This window comes from Ruegeria alba (genome assembly GCF_022321465.1).
GTDB lineage: Bacteria > Pseudomonadota > Alphaproteobacteria > Rhodobacterales > Rhodobacteraceae > Ruegeria_B > Ruegeria_B alba.
Map to the genome: position 1 here is coordinate 86,713 of NZ_JAKOEM010000015.1, position 16,550 is coordinate 103,262.

Consider the following 16,550-nt stretch of genomic DNA (forward strand, 5'->3'; position numbering starts at 1 on the left):
CCTCACCAGCCTTCGACGGAGACACCGTTATGAAACCAACCCCCGCCATTCGCAGAACCCTGCTTCTGACCAGCGCCGCCATGGCCCTGGGCCTGGCCGCACCCATGGTTGCCGCTCAGGACAGCCACGGGTCGGATGCCGGCGCCGCCTATCAGCCCAGCATGACCACCCTTGGTGCCCTGAACCTGGAAATCCCCGGACGCCGCGAAGGCGACCCGGTGATGACGCAGGAAGAGTACAACATCGGCAACAAGATCTATTTCGAACGCTGCGCCGGTTGCCACGGCGTGCTGCGCAAAGGTGCCACCGGCAAACCGCTGACCACCGACATCACCCGTGACGTGGGCTATGAATACCTGCGCGATTTCATCACCTACGGCTCGCCCGCCGGGATGCCCAACTGGGGCACGTCGGGTGAGATGAGCGAAGAAGAAATCGACATCATGGCGCGCTACATCCTGCTCGATCCGGCCTCGCCGCCCGAATTCGGCATGGCCGAGATGCGCGAGACCTGGAAAGTTCTGGTCGCGCCCGAGGATCGCCCGACCGAGAAGATGAACGATATCGACATCGACAACTTGTTCTCGGTCACGCTGCGCGATTCCGGTCAGGTGGCGCTGATCGACGGTGCCAACTACAAGATCCACGCCGTGATCGACACCGGGTATGCGGTGCATATCAGCCGGATCTCGGCCTCGGGCCGCTATCTGTTCGTGATCGGGCGCGACGCGCTTGTGAACATGATCGACCTGTGGATGGAAACCCCCGCCACCGTGGCCCAGATCAAGGTCGGTTCCGAAGCGCGGTCGATCGAGACCTCGAAGTTCAAAGGGTTCGAGGACAAATACGCAATCGCCGGTTCCTACTGGCCGCCGCAATACGTGATCATGGACGGTGACACGCTGGAGCCGCTCAAGATCAAGTCGACCCGCGGCATGGTCTATGACGACCAGAGCTATCACCCCGAACCGCGCGTGGCCTCGATCGTGGCCAGCCACTTCAACCCCGAGTTCATCGTCAACGTCAAAGAAACCGGCAAGATCCTGATGATCGACTATTCGGACATCAAGAACCTCAAGGTGACCGAGATCGAAGCCGAACGCTTCCTGCATGATGGCGGGTTCGACAGTTCCAAGCGGTACTTCCTGGTCGCGGCCAACGCCCGTGGCAAGGTGGCCGTGGTCGACACCAAGGACAGCACCCTGACCGCGCTGGTCGAGACCGGTGGTCAAACCCCGCACCCGGGCCGGGGCGCCAACCTGATGCACCCGACCTATGGTCCGGTCTGGGCAACCTCGCACTTGGGCGACGAGACCGTGGCGCTGATCGGCACCGACCCCGAAGGGCACCCCGACAACGCCTGGAAGGTCGTGCAGACCCTCTATGCCCAGGGCGGCGGTTCGCTCTTCGTGAAATCGCACCCGACATCGGAGCATCTCTATGTCGATGCGCCGCTGAACCCGGATGCGGAAATCTCGGGCTCGGTCGCGGTCTTCAAACTGGGTGATCTGGCCCAGGAAGAGCCGGAATACACCGTTCTTCCGATCGTGGAATGGGCCGAGATCGGCGAGGGCCAGCCCCGCGTCGTGCAGGGTGAGTTCAACCAGGAAGGCAATGAGATCTGGTTCTCGGTCTGGAACGCCAAGGACCTGGAAAGCGCCATCGTCGTTGTCGACGACAAGACGCTGGAACTCAAGGCCGTGATCAAGGACCCGCGCCTGATCACTCCGACCGGCAAGTTCAACGTCTACAACACCCGGTCCGACGTCTACTGACGCCGGTCCGTCGGGCGGGCCCGGTTGCGTCCCGGGGCCCGCCCATCCCCTTCCCCTCTCGCCAGCCCCAACCTGACGGAGCACGCCATGACACTCACCGGACATGTCCACCTGATCGGCGCAGGACCAGGAGATCCCGAACTGCTCACCCTGCGCGCCCTGCGCCTGCTGCAAGAGGCCCAGGTGGTGGTCTATGACCGGCTGGTCGATCCCCGGATCGTGGCCATGGCATCCGATGGTGCCCGGATGATCCCGGTGGGCAAGTCGCCCAAATGCCATCCCGTGCCGCAGGAGCGGATCAACCGCATTCTTCTGGACGAGGCCCGCGCGGGTCATGTGGTGGCCCGGCTCAAGGGCGGCGACCCGATGATCTTTGGCCGCGGCTCGGAAGAGGCGGCCTTTCTCATGGCCCACGGGGTGCGGGTCGATTACGCCCCCGGCATCACCGCCGCGCAGGGGGCTTCGAGTGCCACCGGCGTGCCGTTGACCCATCGTGGTCTGGCAACCGGCGTGCAATATGTCACCGGCCACCGGCAGGCGGGCCAAGTGCTGGACCTCGACTGGAAACGGCTCGCCGATCCCGACACCACGCTGGTGGTCTATATGGGCGTGGCCAATATCGGCCAGATCGCCATCGGCCTGATGACCGAGAACCTGCCCGCCACGACCCCGGTTCTTGCGATCAGCCGTGCGACCACGCCGGATGAGCGCCGCCTGCTGTCGCGGCTCGACCGGATCGCGGCGGATGCCCGGGCCGAGGCGCTTGAGGCGCCGACCCTCTTTATCATCGGCAAGGTGGTCTCGCTTTATGCCGAGCAGCCGGTCACCGAGTTGCTGGAACAGGCGGTGGCCCATGGCTGACAGTTCTTTCTTTCCCCGCTTTCAGAGCGGCACCGCAGTTGGAACAGGCAAGGCGTTGCTGACCGTTGCCGCGTTTCTGGCCACCACCGCCTTTGCCGCCGAAACCCTCGACCCCGACGCGCTCAGGCGGCTGGTGCAGCAGGATTGCGGCTCGTGTCACGGGCTGACGCTCAAGGGCGGGCTTGGCCCCGATATCCGGCCCGAGGCGCTTGGCCATTTCGACCGCGAGGTGCTGACCGGCGTCATCCTCGACGGCATCCCCGACACCGCCATGCCGCCCTGGCGCCCGCTGCTGACCGAGGAAGAGGCCGAATGGATCGCCCGATACCTGCAAGACCCGGAGGCCCGATGAAACCGCTTGTCCTGACTCTTGTCGCCGCGCTGCTGGCGGGCACCGCCAACGCCCAGACCGTCGCCACCGGCGATCTGGGGCTGGTGATCGAACGGGCCAACGGCTCGGTCCTGCTGGTCGATCAGTCCGAGCGCGCCGCTCTGGCCCGGATCGAGGGGTTGGGCGATCTCTCGCATGCCTCGCTGGTCTATTCTCCGGATGAACGCTTTGCCTATGTGTTTGGTCGCGACGGCGGTCTGACCAAACTCGACATCACCACCCGCCAGATCGTGAACCGTGTGCTGCAATCTGGCAATGCCATCGGCGGCGCCATATCCGACGATGGGCGGCTGGTGGCGGTGTCCAACTATGACCCCGGCGGGGTGCGCGTCTTTGACGCCGACACGCTGGAGATGGTTGCCGACATCCCCACCGGCGGCAAGACCATCGGCCTGGTCGATGCGCCGGGCCGCCGGTTTGTCTTTACCGTCTGGGATACGGGCGAGACATGGATCGCCGATTTCACCACGCCCGAGCCGATGCTGACCACCATTCCCGGCATGGGCAAGAATCCCTATGACGCGCTGATCACCGGCAATGGCCGCACCTATATCACCGGCCTCTTTGGCGAGGACGGGCTGACCGCGCTTGACCTGTGGGACGAGACGCCCCAACCGATCCGCGTGCTGTCCGACTATGGCCGGGGCCAGCAGGAAATGCCGGTCTACAAGATGCCGCATCTGGAAGGCTGGGCACTGACGGGAAGCGAATTCGTGCTGCCCGCCGTGGGGCATGCGCAGGTCCTGTGGGTCGATGCCGACACATTGACCGAGACCGGGCGCACCGCCACGCATGGCCAGCCGGTATTCGCCATGGCGCGACCCGACGGGCGTCAGGTCTGGGTCAACTTTGCCCATCCGCTGAACGACACCATTCAGGTGATCGACACGGTCAGCAAAGAGGTGATCCACCAGTTCAAACCCGGCCCCGCCGTGCTGCATATGGAATTCACGCCGCGCGGGCACGAGGTCTGGATCAGCGTCCGCGACGCGGGCAAGGTGATGGTCTACGACACCCGCACCTTTGAGAAACTGCGCGAGATCGAGGCTGACAGCCCCTCGGGCATCTTCTTTACCGCGCGCGCCCATCGGACGGGGTTGTAACCATCATGTGCCAGATCACCGACCCCATCGACCGTGCCCTGCTGGATGACTGGCAGCGCGATTTTCCCATCACCGACCGCCCGTTCCTGGGCCTGGCCGAACAGCTGGGCATCTCGGAGCACGAAGTGATCACGCGCCTTGCCCGAATGCAGGCGGCGGGGCGGATCACGCGGGTGGGCGCCACCATCGCGCCCGGCAGCGCCTCTGCCAGCACCCTGGCCGCGGTTGCCGCGCCCGAGGACCGGATCGAAGAGATCGCCGGGATGATCGGCGCCGAGCCGGGGGTGAACCACAATTACCAGCGCGAGGATGACTGGAACCTCTGGTTCGTCGCCACCGGCCCCGATCGGGGGCATGTGGACGCGACGCTGGCGCGGATCGGAGCGGCCAGCGGGCTGCGGGTACTCGATCTGCCCTTGCTGCGGCCCTTCAATGTCGATCTGGGCTTTCGGATGGGTGCCAGAACGCCGCGCGTGCCGACCCGGCGGGCGGTCGATGCCAGCGTGCTGCGATCCGGCGATACCGACCTGTTGCAGGCGCTGACCCAGGGCCTGCCGCTGGTGCCCGCGCCCTATGCCGAGCTGGCGACCCGGCTGGGCCTGAACGCGGGTGAGGCAATGGCGCGCATCGCGCTGTTGCAACAGGGCGGGGTGATCTCGCGTCTTGGGGTCATCGTGCGGCATCGGGCATTGGGGTGGTCGTCGAACGCGATGGTGGTCTGGAACCTGCCGCCCGAACGGATCGACAGCGCCGGGCCGGCGCTGGCCGCGCATCCCGGTGTCACCCTCTGTTACGAGCGCCGCCCGGTGCCGGGTGTCTGGCCCTACCGGCTCTATTCCATGATCCACGCCCGCTCGCGCCGCGAGGCGCTGGCGGTGCTGGACAGCGCAACCGCCCTGCCCGAACTGGCCGGTGCCCCGCACAAGGTGCTGTTCTCGACCCGCTGTTTCAAACAGACCGGCGCGCTGATCAAACCCCGCAAGGAGGAGGCCGCATGACCCCCGACGCAACCGACCGCCGCATCCTCAACCGCATGCAGGAGGATCTGCCGCTGACGGCCCATCCCTATGCCGCCGTCGCCGCCGAACTGGGTCTTGCCGAGGGTGAATTGCTGGAGCGGTTGGCCCGGATGAAGGCGGCGCGGCTGATCACCCGTTTCGGCCCCTTCTTCGACGCCGCCGCCATGGGCGGGGCCTTTTGCCTGTGTGCGATGGCGGTGCCCGAGGCGGAATTCGACACCGTCCTGACCAAAGTCAATGCCCACCCGGAGGTGGCGCATAACTATGAACGCACGCACCGGCTGAACATGTGGTTCGTGCTGGCCACCGAAACCCCTCAGGGGATCGCGGCCACCGCCGATGCGATCGAGGCGGAAACCGGGATCGCGGTCCTGCGCTTTCCGAAATTGCAGGAATTCTTCATCGGCTTCCGGGTGGCGGCATGATCGACGAGACAGACAGACGGATCATCGCGGCCATGCAAGAGGGGCTGCCGCTGGTGCCCGCGCCTTTTGCCCGCGTCGCCGCCGACCTGGCCTTGCCCGAGCCCGAACTGATGGAGCGTATCGCTGCCCTTAAGGCGCGCGGCGTGATCCGCCGCATCGCCGCCGCGCCCAACCACTACAAGCTGGGGATGACCTCCAATGGCATGACCGTCTGGGACGTGGATGACGCCCGCATTACCGATCTGGGTGCGCGCGTGGGTGCCCTGCCCTTTGTGACCCATTGCTATGAACGCCCCCGCGCCCGGCCCGACTGGCCCTATAACCTGTTTGCCATGGTGCATGGCGCTACCCGTGATGAGGTAGAGGCCAAGCGCGGCGAGATCGCCGCCCTGCTGGGCACCGCCTGCCGGGGGCATGACATCCTCTATTCCACCCGCATCCTGAAAAAGACCGGGCTGCGTCTGAAGGAAAGGACCTGACATGTTCCGGCTCACCGAATACATGCACCAGTTGATCGCACCGACCCCGGTGCGCCAGCGCCGCCCCGGCCCGGTGAAACCGGTGGTGATCTGGAACCTGACCCGGCGCTGCAACCTGAAATGCCGCCACTGCTATACCGTTTCGGCGGATGTGGATTTTCCCGGCGAGCTGACCCACGAACAGGCGATGGACACGTTGGAGGATCTGGGCCGGTTCAAGGTGCCCGCGATCATCCTGTCGGGGGGCGAGCCGCTGGACCGGTTCGATTTCTTCGACATCGCCATGCGCGCGCGCCAATTGATGCCGATGCTGGCGCTGTCGACCAACGGAACCAAGATACAAGGCGAGACCGCCGACCGCATCGCCGATGTGGGCTTCAGCTATGTGGGTATCTCGCTCGATGGGATCGGCGCCACCAATGACTGGTTCCGCGGCGTCGAGGGCGCCTTTGCCGACGCCCTGCGCGGGGTGCGCGCATGCAAGGCGCGCGGCATCAAGGTTGGCCTGCGCTTCTGCCTGACCGAGGGCACCCAGCACCATCTGCCCGACCTGCTTCAGCTCTGCGATGACGAGGGCGTGGACAAGTTCTATCTCAGCCACCTTGTCTATGCCGGGCGCGGCGACAAGAACCGGGGCGAGGATGCCGCGCATCTGCGCACCCGCCACGCGATGGACCTGCTGCTGGACCGCGCCTGGGTGGCCGCGGCCGAGGATATGCCGCTGGACATCGTGACCGGCAACAACGACGCCGACGCGGGCTATTTCCTGGACTGGGTCCGGCGCAATTTCGACGCCGGGAAGGTGGCGCATATCCGCGCCCATCTTGCCGCCTGGGGCGGCAATTCCAGCGGGCTGGGCGTGGCCAATATCGACAATCTGGGCCGGGTGCATCCCGATACCTATTGGTCCGACTACACCGTGGGCAATGTGAAGACGGCGCCGTTTTCCCAGCTCTGGACCGGCGACGACCCGATGCTGGCGCTGCTGCGCACCCGGCCCCGCCCGCTCAAGGGCCGCTGCGGCGCCTGCACGCTCAAGGATGTCTGCGGCGGCAATACCCGCATCCGCGCCCTGCAATTGACCGGCGATCCCTGGGCCGAGGACCCGGCCTGTTACCTGTCGGATGCCGAGATCGGTGTCACGGGTTCGGACCGCCTGACCGTCACCCCGTTCCGAGGAAAGAGACATGACCCGGCGCATCAGTTCTTTTGACACCCGCCCGCGCGGGGCCGCATCCGCAGCGCCTGTCGCGCGCGGCGGAGCCTCCGGCGGGAGTATTTGGAGCAAAGTGAAATACGGGGTCTGCGCCCTGATGCTGGCGGGACCCGTGGCGGCGGGACCGGCCGAGGACTATGCCGAGTTTTGCGCCAGCTGCCATGGCGCGGCGCGGCTGGGCGGGTTGGGACCGGCGCTGATCCCCGAGACGCTGGGCCGGATGCGCGGGCCGAAAGTGGCCGCCGTGATCCGCGAGGGCCGCACCGCGACCCAGATGCCGGGGTTCACGGACATATTGGACGAAGCGGCCATCGCCGCGCTGGCGGAGTATGTGAAGGAACCGCTGGCCGAGATCCCCGCTTGGGGCGAGGGTGAGATCACGGCAAGCCGGGTGCTGGACGGCGACTATGTGGCCGCCGCCGCGCCGGTCTGGGATGCCGATCCGATGAACATAACCCTGGTGGTAGAAACCGGCGATCACCATGTCAGCGTGCTGGATGGCGATACGTTCGACATTCTCGACCGGTTCGAGACGCCGTTCGCCGTGCATGGCGGACCCAAGTTCAGCCCCGACGGGCGCTATGTCTTCATCATGTCGCGCGATGGCTGGGTGCAGAAATACGACCTCTGGTCGCTGCAACAGGTGGGCCGGGTACGCGCGGGCCTCAACAGCCGCAACATTGCCATGAGCCATGACGGCAAATGGCTGGCCGTGGCCAATTACCTGCCGATGTCGCTGACCCTGCTGAGCACCGAGGATCTGTCAGTGGCGAGGGTCATGAAGGTGACCGCCAAGGATGGCACGCCCAGCCGGGTCTCGGCCGTCTATCAGGCGCCGCAACGGCAAAGCTTTGTCCTCGCGCTGAAGGACGCGCCAGAGATCTGGGAGGTGGCGACCGACCCCAATGCCGACCCGGTTTACGAGGGCTTCATCCACTCCCGCGAAAAGGGCATGGTCGAGGCGATCGCCTCGTCCGAAGGGCTGTTCGCCCGGCGCCGGATCGAGATTTCCGAGCCGCTCGACGATTTCTTCTTTTCCGACGACTACCGCAACCTGATCGGCGCCGCGCGCGACGGGGTGCGCGGGGTGGTGGTGAACCTCAATGTCGGGCGCGAGATTGCCGAACTGCCGCTGGAGGGCATGCCGCATCTGGGCTCGGGCATCAGCTGGGCACGCGACGGGCGCCGGGTGATGGCCACGCCGCATCTGAAAGAGGGCAAGCTGAGCGTCATCGACACCGAAAGCTGGACCCGCATCGCGACGATCCCGACCGAGGGGCCGGGCTTCTTTCTGCGCAGTCACGAGAACACCCCCTATTTCTGGGCCGATGTGTTCTTTGGCCCCAACAAGGACGCGATGCATGTGATCGACAAGCAGAGCCTCGAGATCGTGCGCACCCTGCGCCCGGCACCGGGTAAGACGGTGGCACATGTGGAGTTCACCCGTGACGGCAAACATGCGCTGGTCTCGGTCTGGGAAGAGGATGGCGCGGTCATCGTCTATGATGCCGCGACGCTGGAAGAGGTACGCCGCCTGCCGATGAAGAAACCCTCGGGGAAATACAATGTCTGGAACAAGATCACCTTCTCTGAAGGCACCAGCCACTGAGCCGGGCATCGAGGGCCGCTGGCCGGTCTGGAAACTGGCGCTGCTGCTGTGGCCGGCGGTGACGGCGACGGTGGCGATCAATCTGTTCATGGCAGCGCTGATGCTGCGCGTGGTGGGTGGTACACCGTTGGGTCCAGTTGCGGCGCTCCTCTGGTCGCTACCGCTGGGCATCCCGGCCAGCTGGCTGGCCGGACGCTGGGTGCGGCGCCTGCTGGATGAGGCCGAGAGTTGACCCCTCAAATGCGGTGGTAACGGAAATCGCAGATTTCCGAACCGGAAAATTGCAAAATTTTCCGGCCCGTTTTCCGTGTCGGAAAACGGGCCCTTCGTCGCGCGCGCTTCGCCTGATCCAGATGCGGAACCTGGCAGAGATTGCGTCCAGCACCGAAATCTGGGAACTCTGTCCCGCGGACCGGACCGCCGAGCAGACCGAAAGAAAGGCCAGCCATGCGCATAGACCCCTTTGGCGTCGAAATCTGGATGAACGAGTTCGAGAACCACTGCGCCTATAACCTGGCCGAAACCTGCGTGGCCTCGCTCGACATCGGTGAGTTGCTGGAACTGGCCGGGCGCAATGACGACGTGATGGACGACCTGCGCGCGATGAAGATGACCTATGGCGCCATCGAAGGCTCCGACCGGTTGCGCGATGCGATCTCGACCCTCTACCAGCATCAGCAGCGCCACAATATCGTGGTGACCCATGGCGCCATCGGTGCCAATGCGCTGGTGCATGAAACCGTCGTCGAACCGGGCGATCACGTGATCGCCATCCGCCCCACATACCAGCAGCATTACTCCATTCCCGAAAGTTATGGCGCCACGGTCGATATCCTGCATCTGCGGCCCGAGAACGGCTTTCTTCCGGACATGGCGGAACTGGCCTCGCTGATCCGGCCCGAAACCCGGCTGATCGCCTTTGCCAATCCCAACAATCCCACCGGCGCTTTGATGGAACATGACCTGTTGCAAGAGGTCATCGCGCTGGCCCGCCCGCACGGTAGCTGGATCTTGTGTGACGAGGTCTATCGTGGGACCAATCATCAGGGCGACGGTTTTGCCCCTGCCATCGCCGATCTCTACGAACGCGGTATCAGCGTCGGCGGCATGTCCAAGACCTTTTCTCTGGCCGGTCTGCGGCTGGGCTGGATCGCCGCCAATCCCGACCTGATCGCTGCGGTGTCGATCCATCGCGATTACAACACGATCAGCGTCGGCATGCTGGACGATTACTTTGCTGCCATGGCGCTCGAGTCCAAGGATCGCATCCTTGAACGCAGCCACCGCATCACCCGTGGCAATATCGAGATCCTGGCCGATTGGGTCGCGGGTGAACCCGATATCTCTTGGGTCCGCCCGCGCGCCGGCACAACCGCGCTGTTGAAATACAACTTCGACATGCCGTCGCGCGACTTCTGTGTCCGCCTGCTGGAGGAGACCGGGGTGATGTTCACCCCCGGCTCGGCCCTGCATATCGAGGGCTGGCTGCGCATCGGCTATGCTAACGACCCGCGGATCCTGACCGAAGGACTGGCCCGTGTCAGTACATTCCTCGCCCATCTTCGGGATCACAGGGATCGCAACCGCTAACTCTGACGCGCTGCGCTGGCTAGCGGACTTTACCATTGCCGCGCAATCACCCAGAAGGAAAACCGGACCGCGACGCAGGAAAGGGTACCCCATGGCAAATCCCCTCTATGACCGCCTCTTCGGCATCCATGCCGGGCAGAAGACGCCGTTTCTGCACCTACCCGATGGCCGGGTAATCAGCCACACTACTTTTCTGGCACAAGCGGCCCGGCTGGCCCATGCCGCCACCAATCTGGGGTTGAAACCGGGGGACCGGGTGGCAGCGCAGGTCGAGAAATCAGTAGAGGCGCTAGCGCTTTATGCCGCCTGCGCCCAGGCCGGGTTGATCTTTCTACCGCTCAACACCGCCTATACCGCCGACGAACTCAGCTATTTCATCGACAACAGCGGCGCCGCGCTGATCGTCTGCGACGGGCGCAGCCGCGACATGCTGGCCCCGATCGCCAAGGGTCTGGGCGCCCGGATCGAGACCCTGAACGCCGATGGTTCGGGCAGCCTGACCGAGCGCGCCGCCGCGATGCCCGAGCGGTTCGACACCGTCGCGCGGGAGGGCGGCGACCTGGCGGCCTTTCTCTATACCTCGGGCACCACGGGCCGCTCAAAGGGCGCGATGCTGACCCAGGACAACCTGTTGTCCAATGCCGAGACGCTGGCGCGCGAATGGCGGTTCACCGCTGATGACGTGCTGCTGCACGCGCTGCCGATCTTTCACACCCATGGCCTGTTCGTGGCCACCAATATCGCGCTGATCACCGGCGGCAGCATGATCTTTCTGCCGAAATTCGACCTTGACCAGATCATCGCGCAGATGCCCCGCGCGACCGCAATGATGGGGGTGCCGACCTTCTACACCCGCCTTCTGGGCGATACCCGGTTCACCCGCGAGCTGGCGCAACATATGCGCCTCTTCGTCTCGGGCTCGGCGCCTTTGCTGGCGGAAACCCATGTCGCGTTCGAAGAGCGCACCGGCCACCGCATCCTGGAACGCTATGGGATGACCGAAACCAACATGAACACCTCAAACCCCTACAAGGGAGAGCGCCGCGCCGGCACTGTCGGTCTGCCCCTACCGGGGGTCGAGCTGAAGGTGACCAACCCCGATACCGGCGAAACCCTGCCACAGGGCGAAATAGGCGTGATCGAGGTGCGCGGCCCCAACGTGTTCAAGGGCTACTGGCAGATGCCGGAGAAAACCGCCGCAGAACTGCGCCCCGACGGGTTCTTCATCACCGGCGATCTGGGTTTCGAGGATCCCGATGGCTATGTCACCATCGTCGGACGCGGCAAGGACCTGATCATCTCGGGCGGGTTCAACATCTATCCAAAGGAGCTGGAGCTACTGCTGGACGATCAGCCCGGCGTTCTGGAAAGTGCGGTGATCGGGGTGCCCCATCCCGACTTCGGAGAGACCCCGCTGGGCATCCTGGTGCCGCAACCGGGTGAAACCCCCGATACGAAGGCAATCATGGCCCGGGTCGAAACAGCGCTGGCTCGGTTCAAACACCCGCGGCAACTGATCCTGATGGAGGAGTTGCCGCGCAACACCATGGGCAAGGTGCAAAAGAACATCCTGCGCGAACAGTTCAAGGACGTGTTCCAGCCGGAATGAGGGGCAAGCCGATCGCTTCGGCGCTGCTCTGATCTGGTTTAGCCGGTTATCCGACCACTATGGGCGCCGGTTCATTCAACTGTGACCGATTTTGCCAGATTGCGGGGCCGGTCGACGTCGATCCCTCTGAGGCTGCCGATCAGGAACGAGATATAGTGCGCGACCATCAGCGTCAGAATCGTGTTCCAAACCGGGCCGACAGCCGGGACCGTGATCACCGTCATCGCATCGGCATCCTCGATCTCGGCCGGAAGAAGATCCGAGATCACGATGCATTGCGCCCCGCGCGCCCGGATCTCGTTGATGTTCGAGACCATCTTCTTGCGCTGCATTTCGTCGGTCAGGATGCACAGCACCGGCATGCCATATTCGATCAGCGAGATGCTGCCATGCTTGAACTCTCCCGCATTCATCGCCTCGCAATGCAGATACGAGGTTTCCTTGAGCTTCAGCGCCGTTTCCTTGGCAATGGAGAAGTCGACCCCCCGCCCGATCGCAAAACAGCTCTGATAGCCCGAAACCCGCTCGGCGATGCTGCGGAACTGGCGCTCGCGTCCGACCATCTCGGCCAGCGCTGCGCGGAACTCCTCGGCCGAAGCGAACCAGCTCTCATCGCGCTGACCTCCCAAGGCCTGCCGCATCGCGTCAAGGAAGAAAAAGACCGCTAGGAACATGTTCGTTACGGTCTTGGTACTGGGCACCGAGATCTCTGGGCCGGCCGACAGGGGCAGAACCAGGTCCGAGACAAACTCCAGCGTGCTCCCCGCGACATTGACGAATGAAACGACCTGCGCCCCTTTCTGCTTGGCCGCTTTGACCGCGCCAATAGTATCGGCGGTTTCGCCCGATTGGCTGATGGCCAGGACCAGCGTCGTCTCCGAGATCATCGGCGGATTATAGCGCATCTCCGACCCGACCTCGGAAATCACATCAATGGGCAAATCGAACTGCCGCGCCAGCGCCTCGGCAAAGATCGCACTGAACGAGGCCGAGCCACAGGCGACGACAACGATCTTGGTAAAGCGGTGTTGCTTCAGATACTCGTCGAGCGCGGCCTTGTGGTTGCGAATCTCGCGATAGAACGCCTGTGCCGCCGCTGGCTCCTCGTGGATTTCCTTTTGCAGGAAGGTATCGAAACCATCCTTGCGGGCCTTTTCGACCGACCAGTTGATGGTGATCGGTATCGCCTCGGAATCCGTTCCCATCTCGTCGAACACCGCGACCCCGTCGCTGTCGAGGATAACGCATTGTTTGTCCTTCAGGCAAAAGACGTCCTTGCCATAGGGGACCAGGCTGGACAGGTCGGACGAGATCGCCGATTGCCCGTCTTTCTGGATATAGTTCAGCGGGCATTCATTACGGATGCCGCCGATCAGGTCGGGTGCATCTGCGAATTGGATGACCACCGCATAAGCGCCGACCAAACGGCTTTGTAGCCGCGCGAGCACCTGGCGATAACTCCCTGCGCCGCAGTCCTGATAGAGTTTCGCGGCCAAATTCGCGATGACCTCGCTATCGGTTTCCGACTTGAACAGATAGCCTTCGTCGATCAGCTGATCCTTCAGCGCCTTGTAATTCTCGACAATGCCATTGTGGACGATTGCGATCTTGCCGTCGCTCGACAGATGAGGATGCGCGTTGATGTCCGACGGCGCACCATGGGTCGCCCAGCGGGTGTGACCGATACCAGCGGACCCATGCAACTGGGACGTTGGCTTGAGCAGTTCCTTCTTCAGTTCGGACAGTGCCCCCTGCCGTTTTACGACATGAAGCCGCCCGTTGCTGAGAACAGCCATGCCGGAGGAGTCGTAGCCGCGATACTCCAGATTGGTCAGCATCCCGAGAATCTCTTTCTGCGCGTCGCCCACACCGGCGACACCGACCACTCCACACATATGCTCGTTCCCTTATCCTGCCTGGGTCCTTGCCGACCCGTGTTAGCCCCCTGATATAGGGCCGAACGCATAATCGGAAGTCACTTGCTGTTTCAATACTGAATGACTGTGGCTTGGGTTGCGGGTGCCTGTGAAAGCGGGATTTGGCTGATCACCGGCATTGCCAAAACAAGAGCGAACATGGCGCTGATGCATCTTTGGAAGCGCAACGCCACAAAAACCCGCAAGACATTCGCATGACGAATGCAGAGGTTGGGGACCGCTCGCTCCGGCTATCCTGCTCGCAAAGGCGCCCCCAGCCTGCGCGACAGGTCGACCGCCGCATCGCGCACGATGTTGCCGATCTCGGTCAGCCGCGCGTCGGGCATCCGGTCCGAGGGCCCCGAAACCGAGATGCCACCAACCGCCTCTCCCGTGAAATCCACAATCGGCGCCGCGACGCATCGCATTCCGTGGGTCCGTTCCTCGTCATCCAGCGCCCAGCCCCGGCGGTGGATCAGGTCAAGCTCGGCCAGCAGCTGTTCCTTGTCGAACAACGTCTTCATCGTGAACTGTTCCAGCCGTGGATCGGGCAGCAACCTGTCGATGCGGGCGCGGTCGTATTGCGACAACAGCGCCTTGCCGATCCCCGAGGCATGCAGCGGCGCGCGCGTGCCGGGTTGAAAAAAGGCGCGGATGTTCGATTGGGTCTCTACCTGGCTCAGGAACAGGATCTCGCCATCGCGTTCGATACCGATATTGGCGGTTTCTCCGGTCATGTCCATCAGCTTGCGCAGAACGGGGCGGGCGCGCTCGACCAGCGAACTGCGCAGCAAAAAGGCGGATCCCAGTCGGAACAGGTCTGGGCCGATATGCCAGGTCTGGGTTTCCGGGTCGATCTCGGTCAGACGGCGGCTCTCGAATGTGTGCAGCGCCCGGTACACCGTCGCCGGTGCCAGGTCGAGCCGGTCCGCCACCTCTGACAGCGTCAGCCCCCGCGCCGAGGCGAGGCATTCGAGGATGTCGATGGCCCGGTCGAGCGACTGATTGGTGTTCTGCTCGCTCTTGTCGGCAAAGGCCTTGGGTCGCCCTCTTTTCCGTTTCTCCGTCGCCAAACCGCTGCACTCCTGTCGTTTCTTCGTTTTTCAGACTTCGCACTTCGGAGGACTGAAAAACTATAGGTACATGTTATTAAACATATAAATGGATATTTATTTAGTATGAAAAACATTTTCAAAAAAATTGTCAAGGGGTCGTGCCCGGTTGATGATAGGACACCGAATCCGTTGAACGAGGCACAAGATGAGTTTCCAGAACCCCGTTTTCATCCCTGGGCCGACCAATATCCCGGAGCGCCTGCGCAAGGCCTGTGACATGCCGACGATCGACCACCGTTCGCCATTGTTCGGGCAGATCCTGCACCCGGCACGAGCGGGGGTGCAGGCCGTGCTCAAGAGCGAAACAGCCGAGGTCTTCATCTTTCCTTCCACCGGGACCGGGGGCTGGGAAACCGCGCTGACCAATACGCTGTCGGCGGGCGACGGGGTGCTGGCCGCGCGCAACGGCATGTTTTCCCATCGCTGGGTCGACATGTGCCAGCGTCATGGGCTGGCGGTCGAGGTCGTCGAAACCCCCTGGGGCGAGGGTCTGCCGGCGGATCGTTACGAAGAGATCCTGACCGCCGACACCGAACACAGGATCAAGGCGGTTCTTGCCACCCATAACGAGACCGCAACCGGGGTCCGCTCGGATATCGCGGCGGTGCGTCGCGCGCTCGACAAGGCGGGGCATCCGGCGCTTCTGTTCGTCGATGGGGTCAGCTCGATCGGGTCGATGGATTTCCGCTTCGACGACTGGGGGGTGGATGTGGCCGTCACCGGCTCGCAAAAGGGCTTCATGCTGCCGGCCGGGCTGGCGATTGTCGGGTTCAGCCCCAAGGCGATGGAGGCGACCCGCACCGGCACCCTGCCGCGCACCTTCTTCGATGTGCATGACATGACCAGGGGCTATGCCAACAGCGCCTATCCCTATACCCCCGCGGTGGGCCTGATGAACGGGCTGAACGAGGCGTGCAGGATGCTGCTGGACGAGGGGCTGGAGAATGTCTTTGCCCGCCACCACCGCATCGCCGAAGGCGTGCGCGCGGCGGTTCGCGCCTGGGGGCTCGATCTGTGCGCGGCCTCGCCGGATGTCTATTCCGACACGGTCAGCGCCATCCGCACGCCCGAGGGGTTCAACGCCACCGATATCGTGACCCATGCCGCCAGCAAATATGGCGTGGCCTTTGGCGTCGGGTTGGGCGAGGTCGCGGGCAAGGTGTTCCGCATCGGCCATCTGGGCAGCCTGACCGATGTCATGACGCTGTCGGGCATCGCCACCGCCGAGATGTGCATGGCCGATCTGGGGCTTGATGTTCCGCTTGGGTCGGGTGTTGCCGCCGCTCAGGCGTATTTCCGGTCACATAGCGCCGCCTCGGTGCTGAAAGCAGCCTGAGGGAGGGACCAGGAATGTATATTCCTTCCTACGAGGACATGCTTTGTGCGCATGATCGGATCGCGCCGTATATCCGTCGTACGCCGGTGCGGGTGTCGGATTATCT

Annotated in this window: 17 protein-coding genes; 14 read left to right on the forward strand and 3 right to left on the reverse strand. The window is 63.7% G+C overall.

Annotated elements, in window-relative coordinates; genetic code table 11:
• Positions 1-29 precede the first annotated feature (29 nt).
• The 10 genes from MB818_RS15630 (at position 30) to MB818_RS15675 (ending at position 9,110) form a co-directional block, all read left to right on the forward strand.
• Entirely contained in the window at positions 30-1,775 is a 1,746-nt protein-coding gene (locus MB818_RS15630; protein WP_234145761.1) for a cytochrome D1 domain-containing protein, read from the forward strand.
• A gap of 87 nt (positions 1,776-1,862) precedes the next feature.
• Positions 1,863-2,636 (forward strand): uroporphyrinogen-III C-methyltransferase, encoded by a 774-nt coding sequence (gene cobA / locus MB818_RS15635; protein WP_238905692.1) that lies wholly within the window; start codon positions 1,863-1,865, stop codon positions 2,634-2,636.
• Positions 2,629-2,988, forward strand: coding sequence for a c-type cytochrome (locus MB818_RS15640; protein WP_234140182.1), 360 nt, complete (start codon positions 2,629-2,631; stop codon positions 2,986-2,988). Before cobA ends, MB818_RS15640 begins: the two co-directional genes overlap by 8 nt.
• Positions 2,985-4,130, forward strand: coding sequence for a cytochrome D1 domain-containing protein (locus MB818_RS15645; protein WP_234184976.1), 1,146 nt, complete (start codon positions 2,985-2,987; stop codon positions 4,128-4,130). Before MB818_RS15640 ends, MB818_RS15645 begins: the two co-directional genes overlap by 4 nt.
• A 5-nt stretch (positions 4,131-4,135) precedes the next feature.
• Complete coding sequence (ahbB, locus tag MB818_RS15650) at positions 4,136-5,128, forward strand: siroheme decarboxylase subunit beta (protein ID WP_238905693.1); 993 nt, start codon at positions 4,136-4,138, stop codon at positions 5,126-5,128.
• Complete coding sequence (locus tag MB818_RS15655; RefSeq protein WP_238905694.1) at positions 5,125-5,574, forward strand: Lrp/AsnC family transcriptional regulator; 450 nt, start codon at positions 5,125-5,127, stop codon at positions 5,572-5,574. Before ahbB (MB818_RS15650) ends, MB818_RS15655 begins: the two co-directional genes overlap by 4 nt.
• Entirely contained in the window at positions 5,571-6,053 is a 483-nt protein-coding gene (ahbB, locus tag MB818_RS15660) for a siroheme decarboxylase subunit beta (protein ID WP_234176994.1), read from the forward strand. The genes MB818_RS15655 and ahbB (MB818_RS15660) overlap by 4 nt, the downstream gene beginning before the upstream one ends.
• Before the next feature lies 1 nt (position 6,054).
• Complete coding sequence (gene nirJ, locus MB818_RS15665) at positions 6,055-7,266, forward strand: heme d1 biosynthesis radical SAM protein NirJ (protein ID WP_238905695.1); 1,212 nt, start codon at positions 6,055-6,057, stop codon at positions 7,264-7,266.
• 100 nt (positions 7,267-7,366) lie between these two features.
• Positions 7,367-8,878, forward strand: a complete 1,512-nt coding sequence (locus MB818_RS15670) for a nitrite reductase (protein ID WP_238905703.1) — start codon at positions 7,367-7,369, stop codon at positions 8,876-8,878.
• Positions 8,835-9,110 (forward strand): hypothetical protein, encoded by a 276-nt coding sequence (locus MB818_RS15675; RefSeq protein WP_234140189.1) that lies wholly within the window; start codon positions 8,835-8,837, stop codon positions 9,108-9,110. The genes MB818_RS15670 and MB818_RS15675 overlap by 44 nt, the downstream gene beginning before the upstream one ends.
• A gap of 4 nt (positions 9,111-9,114) precedes the next feature.
• On the opposite strand, the gene MB818_RS15680 is transcribed toward MB818_RS15675, so the two are convergent.
• Complete coding sequence (locus MB818_RS15680; RefSeq protein ID WP_234163282.1) at positions 9,115-9,327, reverse strand: hypothetical protein; 213 nt, start codon at positions 9,325-9,327, stop codon at positions 9,115-9,117.
• Between MB818_RS15680 and MB818_RS15685 the strand changes: the two genes are divergently transcribed.
• The gene (locus tag MB818_RS15685) at positions 9,326-10,468 is read left to right on the forward strand and encodes an aminotransferase (RefSeq protein ID WP_234140190.1); all 1,143 of its coding nucleotides are present in this window, start codon (positions 9,326-9,328) and stop codon (positions 10,466-10,468) included. The genes MB818_RS15680 and MB818_RS15685 overlap by 2 nt on opposite strands.
• 91 nt (positions 10,469-10,559) lie before the next feature.
• Positions 10,560-12,077, forward strand: coding sequence for a malonate--CoA ligase (locus MB818_RS15690; protein WP_234140191.1), 1,518 nt, complete (start codon positions 10,560-10,562; stop codon positions 12,075-12,077).
• Positions 12,078-12,148: 71 nt separating this feature from the next.
• Here MB818_RS15690 and glmS read toward each other — a convergent pair whose 3' ends face one another.
• Positions 12,149-13,972, reverse strand: coding sequence for a glutamine--fructose-6-phosphate transaminase (isomerizing) (gene glmS / locus MB818_RS15695; protein WP_234140192.1), 1,824 nt, complete (start codon positions 13,970-13,972; stop codon positions 12,149-12,151).
• 102 nt (positions 13,973-14,074) lie between these two features.
• On the opposite strand from glmS, the gene MB818_RS15700 reads away from it, so the two are divergent.
• Positions 14,075-14,212, forward strand: coding sequence for a hypothetical protein (locus tag MB818_RS15700; RefSeq protein WP_238905696.1), 138 nt, complete (start codon positions 14,075-14,077; stop codon positions 14,210-14,212).
• Positions 14,213-14,244: 32 nt separating this feature from the next.
• On the opposite strand, the gene bhcR is transcribed toward MB818_RS15700, so the two are convergent.
• The gene (gene bhcR, locus MB818_RS15705; RefSeq protein WP_234168241.1) at positions 14,245-15,066 is read right to left on the reverse strand and encodes an HTH-type transcriptional regulator BhcR; all 822 of its coding nucleotides are present in this window, start codon (positions 15,064-15,066) and stop codon (positions 14,245-14,247) included.
• 187 nt (positions 15,067-15,253) lie between these two features.
• On the opposite strand from bhcR, the gene bhcA reads away from it, so the two are divergent.
• Entirely contained in the window at positions 15,254-16,444 is a 1,191-nt protein-coding gene (bhcA, locus tag MB818_RS15710; protein WP_238905698.1) for an L-aspartate--glyoxylate aminotransferase BhcA, read from the forward strand.
• Positions 16,445-16,550: the final 106 nt, after the last annotated feature.